Below are 16,219 nucleotides of genomic sequence, written 5' to 3' on the forward strand. Positions count from 1 at the left end.
CCCCGCGGGGTGCGCACGCCGGGACTCAGCGGCGCTCGTCCCAGACGGGGCCCCACGGGTCCGGCGCGTCGGTCAGGCCGCCGTCGCCGTCGCGGACGAGGTGCATGGCCGCCTCCTCGGCGGTGAGGTCGCCGACGCCGACGTCCTCGGCGAGGACGTCCTGCCACTCGCCCGGCTCGTCGGTGTCGTCGTCGTCGTCGGGCAGGGCGACCAGGCGCCCCACCGGGGGGTCGGCCTCGTCGTCGGCGAGGTCGGGGTCGTCCTCCTCCTCGACGGCCGGGTCCTCGTCGCCGTCGTCGTCCCACCGGTCGGGCTCCTCGCGGGCGAGCCGGTCGCGCAGGGCCTCGCCCTCGACCTGCCCGCGGGGACTGAGGTCCAGCCCGGCGAGCGGGTCGTCGTCGGGGGCGGTGAGGCCCTCGTCGAGGACGTCCTCGCTGTCGGTCTGCAGCAGGCCGTCCTCCTTGTCGGGCTGCCAGGACTCGTCGTCGAGGAACTGGTCCCGCCCGGGGGTGCCCAGTGGGATGCTCATGCCCCCAGCGTGCCACCGCCCGCGGCGGAGCACAGCGACCTTTGGTCACTTGCCCGGTGGCGCCGGCACGGATCCGCGGGCGGCGCAGGTCCAGCGCGCCGCCGGCACCGGATATGACGTGGACCGCGGCGCGGTCCACGGGGGATGCTTGAGACCGTGGCCCACCTCGACCTCGCCGGCATCGGCTACGACCTGCCCGACGGGCGCGGGCTCCTCGCCGACGTCTCCCTGCGGGTCGGCGCGGGTGAGCGGGTGGCGCTCGTCGGCCCCAACGGTGCGGGCAAGACGACCCTCGTGCGCATCGCGACCGGCGCCACCGACCCGCACCGCGGCACCGTCTCGCGGTCCGGCTCGCTGGCCGTCATGGGCCAGCTCATCGGGATCGACGACGACGGCAGGACCGTCCGCGACCTCCTCGCCGAGCACGCGCCGCCGCGGCTGCGCGACGCCGCCCGGGCCCTGGCGGACGCCGAGCTGGCCATGATGACGGTCGACGACGAGCCCGCCCAGCTCGCCTACGCCCAGGCGCTCGTGGACTGGGCCGACGCGGGCGGCTACGCCGCGGAGGCCGAGTGGGACGAGATCACCGCCGAGGTCCTCGCGCAGCCGTTCGACCGGGCCCAGTGGCGCTCCGTCGGCACGCTCTCCGGCGGGGAGGCCAAGCGGCTCGTGCTCACCGCGCTGCTGCGCGGGCCCGCCGACCTGCTCGTCCTGGACGAGCCCGACAACTCCCTCGACGTCCCCACCAAGCGGTGGCTGGAGGAGCAGCTGCGCGCCAGCGCCAAGGGGGTGCTCTTCGTCAGCCACGACCGGGAGCTCCTCGCCCGCACGGCCACCCACGTCGCGGCGCTCGAGCCGGGGCCCGCGGGCGCGGGGCTCTGGGTCCACGGCGGCTCCTTCGCCACCTTCCCCGCCGCCCGGGCCGAGCGGATGAGCCGGCTCGAGGAGCTGCGCCGGCGCTGGGACGAGGAGCACGCCAAGCTCCGCGAGCTCGTGGTCATGTACAAGCAGAAGGCCGCCTACAACGCGGACATGGCCTCCCGGCTCCAGGCCGCCCGCACCCGGCTCGCCCGCTTCGAGGAGGCCGGCCCGCCCGAGGTGGTCGCGGGCGAGCAGCGGGTGACCATGCGGCTGCGGGGCGGCCGCACGGGCAAGCGGGCGGTGGTGTGCGAGGGCCTGGCCCTGGCCGGGCTCACCGAGCGGTTCGACCTCGAGGTCTGGTACGGCGAACGCCTCGCGGTCCTCGGCGCCAACGGCACGGGCAAGTCCCACCTGCTGCGCCTGCTCGCCGCGGGCGGCACGGACCCCGGCCCCGAGCACAGCCCCGCCGACGGCCGGGCGGTCGAGCCGGTCGCGCACACCGGGGTCGCCCGGCTGGGCGCGCGCGTGCGGCCCGGCTGGTTCGCGCAGGGCCACGTGCGGGCAGACCTGCGCGGCCGGACCCTCCTCGAGGTCCTCGGCCGCGGCGAGGGCGACCGCGGGGGCATGGCACGCGAGCACGCCGCTCGCGTCCTGGACCGGTACGAGCTCGCCCGCGCCGCCGAGCAGCGCGTCGAGACCCTCTCGGGCGGCCAGGCCGCCCGGTTCCAGATCCTCCTCCTCGAGCTGTCCGGAGCCACCCTCCTGCTGCTGGACGAACCGACCGACAACCTCGACCTGCACTCGGCCGAGGCGCTCGAGGCGGGTCTCGCCGCGTTCGAGGGGACCGTGGTCGCGGTGACCCACGACCGGTGGTTCACCCGCGGCTTCGACCGCTTCCTCCACGTCGGCGCCGACGGCAGCGTCGAGGAGACCCCGGTGCCGGTGTGGGACGACGACGGCGTTCGGGTGCGCTGAGCCGAGCGGGCCGGTGCGTCACGTGTCGCGTCTCACCGTGGTCACCGGAGCCGGTGGTTTTGACCCTCCCGGGCGCGGGGCGGTAGTCTGGGATGTCGTTGTGCATCCCCATGCGCTCTCCGGTGTCTCCCACTCGCCGGCAGCGGCGCGGATGCGCGCAGCGAGCACCATGTCCATGGGTCGCGGCCACGCCATAGCCGCACCCGATCGAGAGAACGCTGAAGAAACGAAGGCTACGCCCGTGCGCACGTACACACCGAAGCCCGGCGACGTCACGAAGAACTGGTACGTCATCGACGCTACCGACGTCGTCCTCGGCCGTCTGGCGACCCAGGTCGCCGCTCTGCTCCGTGGGAAGCACAAGCCGACCTTCGCCCCGCACGTGGACAACGGCGACTTCGTCATCGTCATCAACGCTGACAAGGTCGCCCTGACCGGGAGCAAGCGCGAGAAGAAGCTTGCCTACCGCCACTCCGGCTACCCGGGCGGGCTGAAGGCCACCACCTACGCCGAGCTGCTCGAGAAGCGGCCCGACCGCGCCGTGGAGAAGGCCGTCCGCGGCATGCTCCCGAAGAACAGCCTGGGCCGGGCCCAGATCGGCAAGCTGAAGGTCTACGCCGGTGCGGAGCACCCGCACGCCGCGCAGCAGCCGCAGACCTTCCAGATCACCCAGGTCGCCCAGTAAGCGCGTGAGCGCTCGCGGCACCGCAGAGACAAGGACCGAGGAGAACTGTGGCTGAGACCACCGCCGAGTACGAGCTGGAGGACGAGAACGTCCCCGCCAGCTACACCACCGAGAGCGAGGCCGGTCAGGCCGGGCAGGGCCAGTCCCTGACCGCGCCGGGCCAGGCGCTCGGGCGCCGCAAGGAGGCCGTCGCCCGCGTGCGCCTCATCCCGGGCACCGGGGAGTGGAAGATCAACGGGCGCTCGCTCGAGGACTACTTCCCCAACAAGCTGCACCAGCAGCTCGTCCGCTCGCCGTTCACGCTGCTGGACATCGAGGGCCGGTTCGACGTCGTGGCCCGCATCCACGGCGGCGGGATCTCCGGCCAGGCCGGCGCCCTGCGCATGGGCATCGCCCGCGCGCTGAACGAGATCGACCGCGACTCCAACCGCGCATCGCTGAAGAAGGCCGGCTTCCTCACGCGCGACGACCGCACGGTCGAGCGCAAGAAGGCCGGTCTGAAGAAGGCCCGCAAGGCCCCGCAGTACTCCAAGCGCTGATCCCAGCGCCTGGCCCGCGGCCCCGCACCGTCGACGGTGCGGGGCCGCGGCGCGTCCGGGCGGCCCCCGCCCGTGGCACCATGGTCCGCGGTACCGGCGCACGCCCGGCCCGCGGCGCGGCGCCCGGGCGTGCGCGCCAGCGAACGCTCACGGAGGTAGCACATGGCACGGCTCTTCGGCACCGACGGCGTACGGGGGCTCGCCAACCGCGACGTCACCGCTGAGCTCGCGCTGGGCCTCGGGGCCGCCGCCGCCCAGGTCCTGACCGCCTCGGGCGACTTCGCCGAGCGCCGTCCCCGGGCGGTCATCGGCCGGGACACCCGCATCTCCGGGGAGTTCCTCTCCTCCGCGCTCGGTGCCGGGCTGGCCAGCGCCGGGGTGGACGTCACCGACGTCGGCGTGCTGCCCACCCCCGGGGTGGCGCACCTCACCGCCAGCACCGACGTCGACCTCGGCGTCGTCGTCTCGGCGTCCCACAACGCGATGCCCGACAACGGCATCAAGTTCTTCGCCCGCGGCGGGTACAAGCTCGACGACGTCGTCGAGGACGCCATCGAGGCCAGGCTCGGCCAGGCCTGGGCCCGGCCCACCGGCGACGGCGTCGGCTCGATCTCCACCGAGACCGCGCTGGCGGACCGCAGCTACATCGACCACCTCGTCGCCGCCGCCGCGCCGTTGAAGGGTCTGCGGATCGCCGTGGACTGCGCCAACGGCGCGGCCAGCGACGTCGCGCCGCTGGCGCTGCGGGAGGCCGGCGCCGACGTCGTCGTCGTCAACGCCTCCCCGGACGGGCGCAACATCAACCGCAACTGCGGCTCGACCCACCCCGAGCAGCTCCAGGCCGTGACCGTCGCGGCCCAGGCGGCGTTCGGCGTGGCCTACGACGGCGACGCCGACCGGTGCCTGGCGGTGGACCACACCGGGGCGCTCATCGACGGCGACCAGATCATGGGCCTCCTCGCGACCGCGATGAAGGAGGACGGCACCCTCGCCCGGGACACCCTGGTGGTCACCGTCATGAGCAACCTCGGCCTCATCCTCGCCATGCGCGAGGCCGGGATCGAGACCGTCCAGACCGGGGTGGGGGACCGGTACGTCCTGGAGGCCATGCGCGCCGGCGGCTTCACCCTGGGCGGGGAGCAGTCCGGGCACATCATCAACTCCCACCACGCCACCACCGGCGACGGCATCCTCACCTCCCTCCTCCTCGCCTCCCGGGTGGTCTCCTCCGGCCGGAGCCTGGCCGACCTCGCGGCCGTCGTCACCCGGCTCCCGCAGCGGCTGGTCAACGTCAAGGACGTCGACAAGGCCCGCGCGGCGACCGACGAGGGCGTCGCGGAGGCGGTCCGGGCCGCCGAGGCCAGCCTCGGCGAGACCGGCCGGGTGCTCCTGCGCCCCTCGGGGACCGAGCCGCTCGTGCGGGTGATGGTCGAGGCGGCCACCGAGGACCAGGCCGAGGTGGTCGCCTACGGCCTCGCCGACGTCGTCGCCGAGCGTCTGGCCCTGTAGGCCGGCGTGCTCGAGACGGCGAGGGCGGTCGAGGACCTCGTCCTGTCGCTCGCCGGCTCGCCGTGGCTCCTCCTCGTCGTCGTCGTCCTGGTCACCGTCGACGGGTTCTTCCCGCCGGTGCCGAGCGAGTCCGTGGTCATCGCCGTCGCCGCCCTGACGGCCGCCGAGGGGGGCCCGCCGCTGGCGCCGCTCGTGCTCGCGGCAGCGGTCGGCGCGTTCTGCGGCGACCTCGTGGCCTACACCATCGGCCGGCTGGTGCCGGTCGAACGGCTGCGCGTGATGCAGGGCCGGCGGGCCCGGCGCACCTTCGACCGGGCCCGGTACATCCTCGCCACCCGGGGGACCGTGCTCATCCTCTCGGCCCGGTTCGTCCCCATCGGGCGGGTCGCGGTGAACATGAGCGCCGGTGCGGTGGACTTCCCCCGCCGCCGGTTCGTCCTCATCGCCGCGATCGCCGCGATCGTGTGGGCCGGGTACACCACCGCCCTGGGGGTCGGGGCGGGGGTGTTCCTGCAGGACCACCCGCTCGCGGCGGTCGCCGTCGGCGTCGTCGGCGGGGTGGTCCTGGGCGTGGTGGTGGACCGGCTCCTCACCTGGGTCCACGCCCGGCTCCTGCCCGGCCTGCCGACGACGGGGGAGATGCTCGAGGGTGAGGGCCCCGCCCCGGACTGAGGGGCTCAGAGCTTGCGCAGGCGCATGCGGTGCATCCGGTGGTCCGCGGTCTTGGTGAGCACCAGGGTCGCCCGGCCGCGGGTAGGGAGGATGTTCTCGGCGAGGTTCGGGGCGTTGATCGTCTCCCAGATCTCCTCGGCGCGGGCGGTGGCCGCGGCGTCGTCGAGGTCGGCGTAGACCCGGAAGTAGGAGTCCGGCTGGGAGAACGCCGTCCGCCGGAGCTTGAGGAAGCGCTCGACGTACCACCGCCGCACGTCGGCGGAGCGGGCGTCGACGTAGATGGAGAAGTCGAAGAAGTCGCTCACCGCCAGGGACGACGTGCCGTTCGCCGTCGCCCGGGCGGGCTGGAGCACGTTGAGGCCCTCGACGACGAGCACGTCGGGGGAGTGCACCACCTGCCTGCGCCCGGGGACGATGTCGTAGGTGACGTGGTCGTACAGGGGCGCGGAGACCTCCGGCGCCCCACCCTTGACGTCGGCGACGAAGCGCAGCAGCGCGCGCCGGTCGTAGGACTCGGGGAAACCCTTGCGCTCGAGCAGGCCCCGCCGGCGCAGCTCGGCGTTGGGGTAGAGGAACCCGTCGGTGGTGACGAGCTCGACCCGGGGCGTCTGGGGCCAGCGGCGCAGCAGCTCGCGCAGCAGACGGGCCGTGGAGGACTTGCCGACCGCCACGGAGCCGGCCACCCCGATGACGTAGGGGGTGCGGGTGGACCGCTCACCGAGGAACGTCGAGGTCGCCTGGTGCAGGGCCCGGGTGGCGGCGGCGTAGAGCTGCAGCAGCCCCGACAGCGGCCGGTAGACGGCGTCGACCTCGGCCAGGTCGAGGGGGTCGCCCAGGCCGCGGAGGTTGACCACGTCCTGCGCGGTCAGGGGCAGCGGGGTCGAGGCCGCCAGGCGGCTCCACGCGGCCCGGTCGAACTCCACGAACGGGGAGGCGGGCTCCTTGGACGCCGGTCGCGAGAGGGACACGGGCCCCAGTGTGTCCTACCGGCGGGCGGTGCGGGCCGCGCCGGGCGCGGCCCGCCGGTCGGGCCGGGCCGGCGACGCCGGATATCCTGGCCCGCATGTGTGGAATCGTCGGCTACGTGGGCCCCGCCCAGCCCAGCTCCCGTCCCCTCGAGGTCGCCCTCGGCGGCCTGGCACGGCTGGAGTACCGGGGGTACGACTCCGCCGGCGTGGCCCTCGTCACGCCGGACGGCCTCGCCGCGGCGAAGAAGGCCGGCCGGCTCGCCAACCTGCGCGAGGCCCTGGCCGCGAACCCGCTGCCCGACGCCACCGCCGCGATCGGGCACACCCGGTGGGCCACCCACGGCGCCCCCACGGACGCCAACGCCCACCCGCACCTGAGCGAGGACGGCCGGCTCGCCGTCATCCACAACGGCATCATCGAGAACTTCGCGCCCCTGCGCACCGAGCTGCGCCAGGCGGGGGTGACCTTCGCCTCCGAGACCGACACCGAGGTCGTCGCCCACCTGCTCGCCCGCGCCTACGACGAGGCCCGCGACCTCACCGCCGCCATGCTCGCCGTCACCCGGCGTCTCGAGGGCGCGTTCACCCTCCTCGCCGTGCACGCCGACGAGCCCGGCACCGTCGTCGGCGCCCGCCTGAACTCCCCCCTCGTCGTCGGCCTGGGCGAGGGGGAGAACTTCCTCGGCTCGGACGTCTCGGCGTTCATCGCCCACACCAAGGAGGCCCTCGAGCTGGGCCAGGACCAGGTCGTGACCATCACCGCCGACTCCGTCACGGTCGTCGACGGCGACGGCAACCCGGCCGAGGGCCGCCGGTACACCGTGGACTGGGACGCCGACGCCGCCGTCAAGGGCGGCTTCGCCACGTTCATGGACAAGGAGATCCACGACCAGCCCAAGGCGGTGGCTGACACGCTCCTGGGACGCACGGACGAGGTGGGCAACCTCATCCTGGACGAGCTGCGCATCGACGAGGCCGTCCTGCGCAGCGTCGACAAGATCATCGTCATCGCCTGCGGGACCGCCGCCTACGCCGGGCACGTGGCCAAGTACGCCATCGAGCACTGGGTGCGCATCCCCGTCGAGGTCGAGCTCGCCCACGAGTTCCGCTACCGCGACCCGGTCGTCAACGAGAAGACCCTCGTCGTCGCGGTCTCCCAGTCCGGGGAGACCATGGACACCCTCATGGCGCTGCGCCACGCCCGTGAGCAGGGCTCGAAGGTCCTCGCCGTGGTCAACACCCACGGCTCGACCATCGCCCGCGAGGCCGACGCCGTGCTGTACACCCACGCCGGCCCGGAGGTCGCGGTGGCCTCCACCAAGGCCTTCCTCGCCCAGATCACCGCCACCTACCTCCTGGGCCTCTACCTCGCCCAGCTGCGCGGCACGAAGTACGCCGACGAGGTGGCCGGCTACCTCGCCGAGCTCGCCCTGCTGCCGGCGAAGATCCAGGAGGTCCTCGACCACGCGGAGGAGGTGCGCGAGGTGGCCCGCGCCATGAAGGACACCACCTCGGTGCTCTTCCTCGGGCGCCACGTCGGCTTCCCCGTGGCCCTGGAGGGCGCGCTCAAGCTCAAGGAGCTCGCCTACATCCACGCCGAGGGCTTCGCCGCCGGGGAGCTCAAGCACGGCCCCATCGCCCTCATCGAGGAGGGGCAGCCCGTCTTCGTCGTCGTCCCGACCCCGCGCCGGCCCACCCTGCACAGCAAGGTCGTGTCCAACATCCAGGAGATCCGTGCCCGTGGCGCCCGGACCCTGGTCATCGCGGAGGAGGGGGACGAGGCGGTCACGCCCTACGCCGACGTCGTCTTCCGGGTCCCGCGCACCCCGACCCTCATGATGCCGCTGGTCACGGTGGTCCCGCTGCAGATCTTCGCCGCCGAGCTCGCCACCGCCAAGGGCCTGGACGTCGACCAGCCCCGCAACCTCGCCAAGTCCGTGACCGTGGAGTGAGCCGGCCGGCCGGCGGGGGGAGACCGTGATCGTCTCGGTGGGCATCGACGTCGTCGACGTCGCCCGCTTCGTGGCCGAGGTCGAGCGCGTCCCGCGCCTGCGGGAGAAGATCTTCACCCCCGACGAGCGGGACCTGCCCGACGCCTCCCTCGCCGCCCGCTTCGCGGCCAAGGAGGCGATCGCCAAGGCCCTGGGCGCGCCGGCGGGCATGCGCTGGCACGACTGCACGGTGCACCGCGTCGTCGGCGGCCCGCCCGTGGTGGAGATCCGCGGCACGGTGGCCGCCCGGGCCGCCGAGCTCGGCATCACCCGTTGGCACCTGTCGATCTCCCACGACGCGGGCATCGCCTCGGCGATGGTCGTCGCCGAGTCCTGAGCGCCCGGCCCGTCGGCCGGTGCGGCGGCGCCCGGCGGGGCACGATGGGGGCATGATCAGCGCCCACAGCGCCGCCGCGGTCCGCGCGGCGGAAGAGCCCCTCCTGGCCGCCCGCCGCCCCCTCATGGCCACCGCCGCCTTCGCCCTGGCCACCCGCGTCGCCGCCGCGCTGCGGCGCGAGGGCTACCGGGTGAGCGGTTCGATCGTGCTGCTCCTGGTCGGCGGCGGCAACAACGGCGGCGACGCCCTGTTCGCCGGGGCGCACCTGGCGCGCCGCGGCTGCCTCGTCCACGCCGCGCTGCTCGGCCGGGCCCACGCGGGCGGCCTGGCCGCGGCCACGGCCGCCGGGGTCCAGGTGCACGACCTCACCGAGGACGACGACCCCGCCGGCGCCGTCCTGGAGCTCGCGGGCTGGTCCGGGGTGTGGGTCGACGCCCTCGTCGGCATCGGCGCGCGCGGGGCCCTGCGCGAGCCGCTGGCGAGGGTGGTCGAGGCGCTCGCCGAGGAGCGGGCCGAGAACCCCGGCGGCGCGATCGTCGTCGCCGTCGACGTCCCCTCCGGCATCGGGGTCGACGACGGCACCCTGCCCGGGCCCGTGCTCCCGGCCGACGTCACCGTCACCATGGGGGCGCCCAAGCCCGGCCTGCTCCTGCCGCCCGCCGCCGACCTCGCCGGCCGGGTGGAGGTCGCCGACGTCGGGCTCGACGCGCTCGACGACGCCGTCCCGGCCGTGTGCCGTCTCACCGGCGACGACGTCACCGCGCTGTGGCCCGTGCCCGGCCCCGGCGACCACAAGTACACCCGCGGGGTCCTGGGGCTCGTGGCCGGCTCCCAGACCTATCCCGGCGCAGCCGTCCTGGCCGCCGCCGGGGCCCTGCGCACGGGCCTGGGCATGGTTCGCTACCTCGGCCCGGAGGTCCCCACCGCGCTGGTCCACCAGCGCTTCCCCGAGGTGGTCGCCGTCCCCGGCCGGGTGCAGGCCTGGGTGCTCGGCCCCGGGGTGGGGCCGGAGCCCTCGGTGCGGTCGGAGGAGGTCGGCGAGGCCCTCGCCGCCGCCCTGGCGGCGCACCGGCCGGTGGTGCTCGACGCCGGGGCGCTCGCCCTGCTGGGCGAGACCTTCACCGACCTGCCCGCCACCGTCGTGCTGACCCCGCACGCCGGCGAGCTCGCCGCGCTGCTCACCGCGCGCGGGGAGGAGACCAGCCGCGAGGACGTCGAGGACGCGCCCGCCCGTCACGCCCGCCTCGCGGCCGAGATCACCGGCGCGACCGTCCTGCTCAAGGGCGCCACCACGGTGGTGGCCGCCCCGGACGGCCCGCTCTACGCCCAGGCCGAGGCCACCGGCTGGCTCGCCACCGCCGGTGCCGGGGACGTCCTGGCGGGGATGGTCGGGGCGCTGCTGGCGGGCTACGGCGACCTCCTCTCCGGTGAGCTGCACGGCGCCCTGCCCTCCGACGGTGCGGGCCTGCCCGCGCGGCTGGCCGCGGCCGCCGCCCTGGTGCACGGCCGCGCCGCCCGGACCGCCGCGGGCCTGACCGGCGAGGCCACCGCCGGCGGTGCCGGGGCGCCCGTCACCGCCATGGACGTCGCCGCCGCGGTCCCGGCCGCGCTGCGTGCGCTGCTGGGCTGAGCCGCGATGGGTGGGAGACTGGGCGCCGTGAGCACCCCGGACGGCGAGCACGACGGCGCCCCCGCCCACCCCGCCCGGGCCGTCGTCGACCTCGGTGCCGTCGCGGGCAACGTGGCCGCGCTCCGCGGTGCGGCCCCGACCGCGGAGGTCATGGCGGTGGTCAAGGCCGACGCGTACGGCCACGGGCTCCTCCCGGTCGCCCGCACGGCGGTCGCGGCCGGCGCGACCTGGCTCGGCGTCGCGCAGCTCGACGAGGCGCTGGTCCTGCGGGCGGGCCTGCCCGGCCCGCGCATCCTCACGTGGCTCTACGCCCCCGGCGCGCCGCTGCACCTGGCGCTCACGGCCGACCTCGACCTCTCCGCGTCGGCGCCCTGGGCGGTGGGCGAGGTGGCGGCCGCCGCCCGCGCCACCGGGCGGACGGCCCGGGTGCACCTCAAGGTCGACACCGGCATGGGTCGCGGCGGCGCCCGGCCCGAGGCGTTCGGTGACCTCGTCGACGCGGCGCGCCGCGCCGAGGCCGAGGGCACCGTCGAGGTGGTCGGCATCTGGTCGCACCTGGCGTGCGCCGACGAGGTGGACAGCCCCGTCACCGCCGCGCAGACCGAGGTCTTCGCCGCCGCCGTGGCCACCGCGGAGGCCGCCGGGCTGCGGCCGCAGGTCCGCCACCTCGCCGCGTCGTCCGGGACGCTGTTCCATCCCGCCACGCACTTCGACCTGGTGCGCCCGGGGATCGCGGTCTACGGCCTGAGCCCGGCCCCGGAGGTCGCCGGCGCCGAGGCCCTCGGGCTGCGCCCGGCGATGCGGCTCGAGGCGCGCCTGACCCTGGTCAAGCCGGCCCCGGCGGGCACCCCGGTGTCCTACGGCCACACCGAGAGCACCAGCGCCGACACCCACCTCGGCGTCGTCCCGCTCGGTTACGGCGACGGGATCCCCCGGGCGGCCTCGTCCGTCGGCCCGGTCCAGGTGGCCGGCCGCCGCCTGCGCGTGACCGGCCGGGTGTGCATGGACCAGGTGGTCCTCGACCTCGGCCCGGACGGCGGGGCCGAGGGGGACGTGGCCGTGCTGTTCGGCGACGGCCGGGCGGGGGAGCCCACCGCGGACGACTGGGCGCGGGTCTGCGGCACCATCAGCTACGAGATCGTCACCAGGCTCGGGGCCCGCGTGCCCCGGCACTACCTCCCCGGGGAGCACGCATGACCACCACCGTCCACGTCGCCGACGCCGAGGCCACCCGCGAGCTCGGGCGGCGCCTCGCCGGGCTGCTCCGGGCAGGGGACCTCGTCCTCCTCTCCGGCGGCCTCGGGGCCGGGAAGACGACCCTGACCCAGGGGATCGGCACCGGTCTGGACGTGCGCGGCCAGGTGGCCTCGCCGACCTTCATCATCGCCCGCGTCCACCCCGCCCTCTCCGGCGGGCCCGACCTCGTCCACGTCGACGCCTACCGGCTCAGCTCCCTCGACGAGGTCGACGCCCTCGACCTCGACACCTCCCTCGAGGACTCGGTCACGGTCGTGGAGTGGGGCGAGGGCAAGGTCGAGGCGCTCGCGGCGGACCGGCTCGAGGTGGAGGTCCGCCGCCCCCGCGGGGGTGCCGCCACGTCCATGGACGACCTCGCCGCCCCGGCGCCGCGCGAGGTGGTCCTGCGCGGGGTCGGCGAGCGGTGGGCCGGGGTGGACCTCGCCGCGCTCGCGGAGGCCGGGTGAGCCGCGGCCCGGTCGGCCGCACCACCCCCGGCCGCACCCCCGCCGGCCCGCGCTCCGCGCACGTCACCGCGGCGGTCGCGCTGGCCCTCACGCTCGTCGTGCTCATCCTCGCCGCGGCGCTCGCCCCCCTCGCGGGCGCGACCCGCGCACCGGAGGGCACGGCCTCGCCGTCGCCCACGCCGGTGGCCGTGGACGACGGCGTGCCGGCCGACGTCGTGGAGTGGTTCACCACGCAGACCGGCCCGGTCCTGGCCACGGAGGGTGCCGGCGAGCTCGACGAGCTCACCGCCGAGGAGCGCGGCCGGGTGGTCCCCGGCACCGTCCGGCCGGTGATGGGCTGGGCCCCTGGCGTGCTCGACGGCACCGACCTCGAGCCGCCCGCGCTCGCGACCCGGCAGTGGGTCGCGCCGCTCCTGCTGGGCGAGGAGCCGGTGGGTAGCCTCTTCGTCGCGGCCGACCCCGACGGCGCCGGCCCGGTCCTGGACCACATCGACGCCGCGGCCGACCTCGCCGCGGCCCTCGCGGAGCTCGACCCGGCGGCCTCGCTGGTGTACGACGCGCCCCTCGACGCCTGGTTCGCGGTCAGCGACGCCGTCGTCCGGCCCGTGGGCGAGGCCGCCGGCGAGGTGCTCGCCGGGGCGGTCGCCCTGGAGACCTACCAGCCGTTCCTGGCCGAGCGGTACGCGGCGGGGGACGACCCCGCCCAGGACCACGCGCCGCCGGTGGAGGGCGGCGGGTGGGGACCGGTGGCCGTCGTCGCCGCGGTCCTCGTCCTCGTCCTGGCGTGGGCGGCCCTCGTCGTCTGGCTGCGCCGCCCCGACCCCGCCGCCGGCGAGCCCGCCCCGGACCCGGCCCGGCACCCCCGCGACCCGCGGGTGCGCCGGTGACCGGCTCGCGCACTACCCTGGGGCCCGTGCGGATCCTGTGCATCGACACCTCCGGCGGGAGCGCCGTGGCGCTCGTGGACGTCCCCGAGGAGGGCGGCACGACCGTGCTGTCGGCAGCGTCGGGCGAGGACCCCCGACGCCACGCGGAGAGCCTGAGCCCGCTCGTGGCCGAGGTCCTCGGCGGCGGGACGTTCGACGCTGTCGCCGTGGGCACCGGGCCCGCCCCCTTCACCGGTCTGCGGGTCGGCCTCGTCACCGCCCAGGTTCTCGCCCGCGGCCGGGGGGTGCCCGTCCACGGCGTCTCCACCCTCGACGTCCTGGCGCGCCAGGGCCTGGACGGTCTGCCGGCCGGCGAGGAGGTCCTCGTCGTCACCGACGCGCGGCGCAAGGAGGTCTACTGGGGCCGGTACGTCGCGGACGGCCCCGACGACGTCCGGCGGCTCGCGGGGCCGGCGGTCGCCGCCCCTGCCACCCTCGACCCCGCCGGGGCCACCGTCCTGGGCCCGGGCGCCGCCCGCTACCCCGAGCTGCTCGTCGCCGCGCCCGGCACCCCCGCGAGCGTCGACCCGGCGGTGCTCGCCCGCGTCGTGCGGGCCCGCCTCGCCCGGCGGGTCGCCGGCGCGGAGGTCGAGCTCGGGACGGAGCCGCTGTACCTCCGGCGCCCCGACGTCCACCCGGCCGGCACTCCCAAGCGGGCGACCGCCCCCGCGCCGTGACCTCCCCGGCCCGCCTCCGCCCGCTCGTGAACGCCGACCTCGGCCGCGTCGTCGAGCTCGAGGAGGAGCTCTTCGGCCCCGGCGCCTGGAGCCGCGGGGTCTACCTCGACGAGCTCGCGACCCCCGGGCGGACCTACCTCGCAGCCGTGGTCGACGGGACCGTCGTCGGCTACGCCGGCCTCGCGGCCGGGGAGGAGGCGCAGGTGATGACCGTGGGCGTCGCCGCGCCCTACCGCCGTCGTGGCATCGCCCGCCAGCTCCTCGAGGCGCTCCTGTCCGCCGCCCGCGCGGCCGGCTCGCGCACCGTCGTGCTGGAGGTGCGCGCCTCGGACGCCGGCGCGCAGCGGCTGTACGAGGGAGCGGGCTTCACCCGCATCGGGCTGCGACGCGGCTACTACGCGGCCGAGGGCGAGGACGCCGTGGTCATGCGTGCCCGGCTCACGGCCTCGCCCGGCCCGGTGGGGAGCGAGCCGTGAGCGGCCCGCGCGAGCAGGTCCTCGTCACCGCCGGGGAGCTGGCCGCCGAGCTCGCCGGCCCTCGGCCACCGGTCCTGCTCGACGTGCGGTGGTCCCTCGCCGAGCCGGACGGGCGGCCCGCGCACCGGGCCGGGCACCTGCCAGGGGCGGTCTTCGTCGACCTCGAGCGCGAGCTCGCCGCCCCGCCGAGCCCGACCGCCGGCCGCCACCCCCTGCCCTCGCCGGCCGACCTGCAGGCCGCCGCCCGCCGCTGGGGCCTGCGCCGCGACCGCGGCGTGGTCGCCTACGACGCCGTCGGGGCGACCTCCGCCGCCCGCGTCTGGTGGCTGCTGCGCTGGGCCGGGCTGGGCGACGTGCGCCTCCTCGACGGCGGCCTCGGCGCATGGCTCGCCGCCGGCGGGTCGCTGGAGACCGGGGAGGTCGTGCCCGACCCGGGCGACGTCGCCCTGCCGCTCGCCGCCGGCGGCCCGGCCGCGATGCCGACCACCGACGCCGACGGCGTCGCCGTCTCGGACGGGACGCTGCTCGACGCCCGTGCGGGGGAGCGCTACCGCGGCGAGCACGAGCCCGTGGACCCCCGGGCCGGCCACATCCCCGGCGCCGTCAGCGCCCCGACGACGGCGAACCTCACCGCCGCCGGCACCTTCCTGCCCGCGACGGACCTGCGGGCCCGCTTCGAGGCCCTCGGGGCCCTCGGGGCCGGCGGCGCCACCGGCGCCGCGGTGGCCGTGTACTGCGGCTCGGGAGTGACCGCGGCCCACGAGATCGCCGCCCTGACGAGCCTCGGTGTGCCCGCGACGCTCTACCCGGGCTCGTTCTCCCAGTGGTCGTCGGACCCGGCGCGCGACGTCGTCACCGGCGCCTGAACCCCGGCACCGGGAGTGACCAGCAGGCACACCGCCGTGCGCTGGCAACCGCCTCCTCTGTCGCTGCGCGACGATTACCCGCAAGATTGGTCCGCCAGGCGCACAGTCGTGCGCTCACGGGATGGGCGTGGTCCCGGATGTGACAGAGAACTCGCTACCATGCAGGACCATGGTCACTGCCACTGCGCCGACGAAGCCGCGACGCGCCAACGGCACCACCGTCGCCCTGAAGTGGGCGATGGCGGTCTCGGGAATCGTCTTCGTCCTGTTCGTCCTGCTCCATATGTACGGCAACCTCAAGATGTTCTCGGGCCAGGAGGCGTTCGACTCCTACGCCGAGTCGCTGCGGGACCTGCTCTACCCGTACCTGCCGCGCATGGGCTTCCTGTGGATCCAGCGCATCGGCCTGCTCGTGGCGCTCGCGGTGCACGTCGTCGCCGCCGTGACGCTCTGGCGCCGGGCGCGCGAGGCGCGCCGGGACCGCTACGTGATGCACAAGCGCCTCGCCCAGACGTACTCGGCGCGCACGGTGCGGTGGGGCGGGCTGATCCTGCTCGCGTTCATCGTCTTCCACATCCTGCAGTTCACGACGCTGACCATCAACGTCGGCGGCACCTTCGACAGCCCGTACGAGCGGTTCGTCGCCGCCTTCGAACACTGGTGGCTCTACCTCGTCTACCTCGTCGCGATCGTCATGCTGACCATGCACGTGCGGCACGGGGTGTGGAGCGCGCTGCAGACCCTCGGTGCGTCCAACCGCCGTCGCCAGGGCGCGATCAACGCCACCGCCTACCTCGTCGCCGCGGCGCTGCTGGTCGGGTTCATGGCCCCCCCGACCGCCGTCCTGCTCGACTTCGTCAACTGAGGAACGAGAA

17 protein-coding genes are annotated in these 16,219 nt (G+C 75.9%); 15 read left to right on the forward strand and 2 right to left on the reverse strand.

Annotation, left to right across the window (positions count from 1 at the left end):
• Positions 1–25 precede the first annotated feature (25 nt).
• The gene (locus EDD32_RS10115; protein ID WP_123917155.1) at positions 26–529 is read right to left on the reverse strand and encodes a DUF5709 domain-containing protein; all 504 of its coding nucleotides are present in this window, start codon (positions 527–529) and stop codon (positions 26–28) included.
• Between the two features lie 156 nt (positions 530–685).
• Between EDD32_RS10115 and EDD32_RS10120 the strand changes: the two genes are divergently transcribed.
• From EDD32_RS10120 to EDD32_RS10140, 5 genes are all read left to right on the forward strand, one after another.
• Positions 686–2,365 carry an ATP-binding cassette domain-containing protein gene (locus EDD32_RS10120; RefSeq protein ID WP_123917157.1) on the forward strand — a complete coding sequence of 560 codons (1,680 nt, stop codon included), beginning with the start codon at positions 686–688 and terminating at the stop codon, positions 2,363–2,365.
• 241 nt (positions 2,366–2,606) lie between these two features.
• Positions 2,607–3,050 (forward strand): 50S ribosomal protein L13, encoded by a 444-nt coding sequence (gene rplM / locus EDD32_RS10125; protein ID WP_123917159.1) that lies wholly within the window; start codon positions 2,607–2,609, stop codon positions 3,048–3,050.
• Between the two features lie 47 nt (positions 3,051–3,097).
• Positions 3,098–3,589, forward strand: coding sequence for a 30S ribosomal protein S9 (gene rpsI / locus EDD32_RS10130; RefSeq protein ID WP_123917161.1), 492 nt, complete (start codon positions 3,098–3,100; stop codon positions 3,587–3,589).
• Between the two features lie 162 nt (positions 3,590–3,751).
• On the forward strand, positions 3,752–5,098 hold the full coding sequence (gene glmM / locus EDD32_RS10135; RefSeq protein ID WP_123917163.1) for a phosphoglucosamine mutase: 1,347 nt from the start codon (positions 3,752–3,754) through the stop codon (positions 5,096–5,098).
• Positions 5,099–5,104: 6 nt separating this feature from the next.
• Positions 5,105–5,770 (forward strand): DedA family protein, encoded by a 666-nt coding sequence (locus tag EDD32_RS10140; protein ID WP_123917165.1) that lies wholly within the window; start codon positions 5,105–5,107, stop codon positions 5,768–5,770.
• A gap of 5 nt (positions 5,771–5,775) precedes the next feature.
• Here EDD32_RS10140 and coaA read toward each other — a convergent pair whose 3' ends face one another.
• Positions 5,776–6,738 (reverse strand): type I pantothenate kinase, encoded by a 963-nt coding sequence (gene coaA / locus EDD32_RS10145; RefSeq protein WP_123917167.1) that lies wholly within the window; start codon positions 6,736–6,738, stop codon positions 5,776–5,778.
• 95 nt (positions 6,739–6,833) lie between these two features.
• Here coaA and glmS point away from each other — a divergent pair, with 95 nt between their 5' ends.
• The 10 genes from glmS (at position 6,834) to EDD32_RS10195 (ending at position 16,209) form a co-directional block, all read left to right on the forward strand.
• Complete coding sequence (gene glmS, locus EDD32_RS10150) at positions 6,834–8,690, forward strand: glutamine--fructose-6-phosphate transaminase (isomerizing) (protein ID WP_123917169.1); 1,857 nt, start codon at positions 6,834–6,836, stop codon at positions 8,688–8,690.
• 25 nt (positions 8,691–8,715) lie between these two features.
• Positions 8,716–9,066 (forward strand): holo-ACP synthase, encoded by a 351-nt coding sequence (locus EDD32_RS10155; protein ID WP_123917171.1) that lies wholly within the window; start codon positions 8,716–8,718, stop codon positions 9,064–9,066.
• A 52-nt stretch (positions 9,067–9,118) separates the two neighbouring features.
• Positions 9,119–10,696, forward strand: a complete 1,578-nt coding sequence (locus EDD32_RS10160; protein ID WP_123917173.1) for an NAD(P)H-hydrate epimerase — start codon at positions 9,119–9,121, stop codon at positions 10,694–10,696.
• A gap of 6 nt (positions 10,697–10,702) precedes the next feature.
• Positions 10,703–11,893: an alanine racemase gene (gene alr, locus EDD32_RS10165; protein WP_123917175.1), complete on the forward strand. Its 1,191-nt coding sequence runs from the start codon at positions 10,703–10,705 to the stop codon at positions 11,891–11,893.
• Complete coding sequence (tsaE, locus tag EDD32_RS10170) at positions 11,890–12,399, forward strand: tRNA (adenosine(37)-N6)-threonylcarbamoyltransferase complex ATPase subunit type 1 TsaE (protein WP_123917177.1); 510 nt, start codon at positions 11,890–11,892, stop codon at positions 12,397–12,399. The genes alr and tsaE overlap by 4 nt, the downstream gene beginning before the upstream one ends.
• Positions 12,396–13,286 (forward strand): hypothetical protein, encoded by an 891-nt coding sequence (locus EDD32_RS10175; protein WP_123917179.1) that lies wholly within the window; start codon positions 12,396–12,398, stop codon positions 13,284–13,286. Before tsaE ends, EDD32_RS10175 begins: the two co-directional genes overlap by 4 nt.
• 26 nt (positions 13,287–13,312) lie before the next feature.
• The gene (tsaB, locus tag EDD32_RS10180; RefSeq protein WP_123917181.1) at positions 13,313–14,002 is read left to right on the forward strand and encodes a tRNA (adenosine(37)-N6)-threonylcarbamoyltransferase complex dimerization subunit type 1 TsaB; all 690 of its coding nucleotides are present in this window, start codon (positions 13,313–13,315) and stop codon (positions 14,000–14,002) included.
• A 26-nt stretch (positions 14,003–14,028) separates the two neighbouring features.
• Complete coding sequence (gene rimI, locus EDD32_RS10185) at positions 14,029–14,478, forward strand: ribosomal protein S18-alanine N-acetyltransferase (RefSeq protein ID WP_246006077.1); 450 nt, start codon at positions 14,029–14,031, stop codon at positions 14,476–14,478.
• On the forward strand, positions 14,475–15,344 hold the full coding sequence (locus EDD32_RS10190; RefSeq protein ID WP_123917185.1) for a sulfurtransferase: 870 nt from the start codon (positions 14,475–14,477) through the stop codon (positions 15,342–15,344). The genes rimI and EDD32_RS10190 overlap by 4 nt, the downstream gene beginning before the upstream one ends.
• A gap of 169 nt (positions 15,345–15,513) precedes the next feature.
• Positions 15,514–16,209, forward strand: a complete 696-nt coding sequence (locus EDD32_RS10195) for a succinate dehydrogenase cytochrome b subunit (RefSeq protein ID WP_123917187.1) — start codon at positions 15,514–15,516, stop codon at positions 16,207–16,209.
• Positions 16,210–16,219 lie beyond the last annotated feature (10 nt).

Origin of the sequence: Georgenia muralis, from assembly GCF_003814705.1 — a bacterium.
Lineage (GTDB): Bacteria > Actinomycetota > Actinomycetes > Actinomycetales > Actinomycetaceae > Georgenia > Georgenia muralis.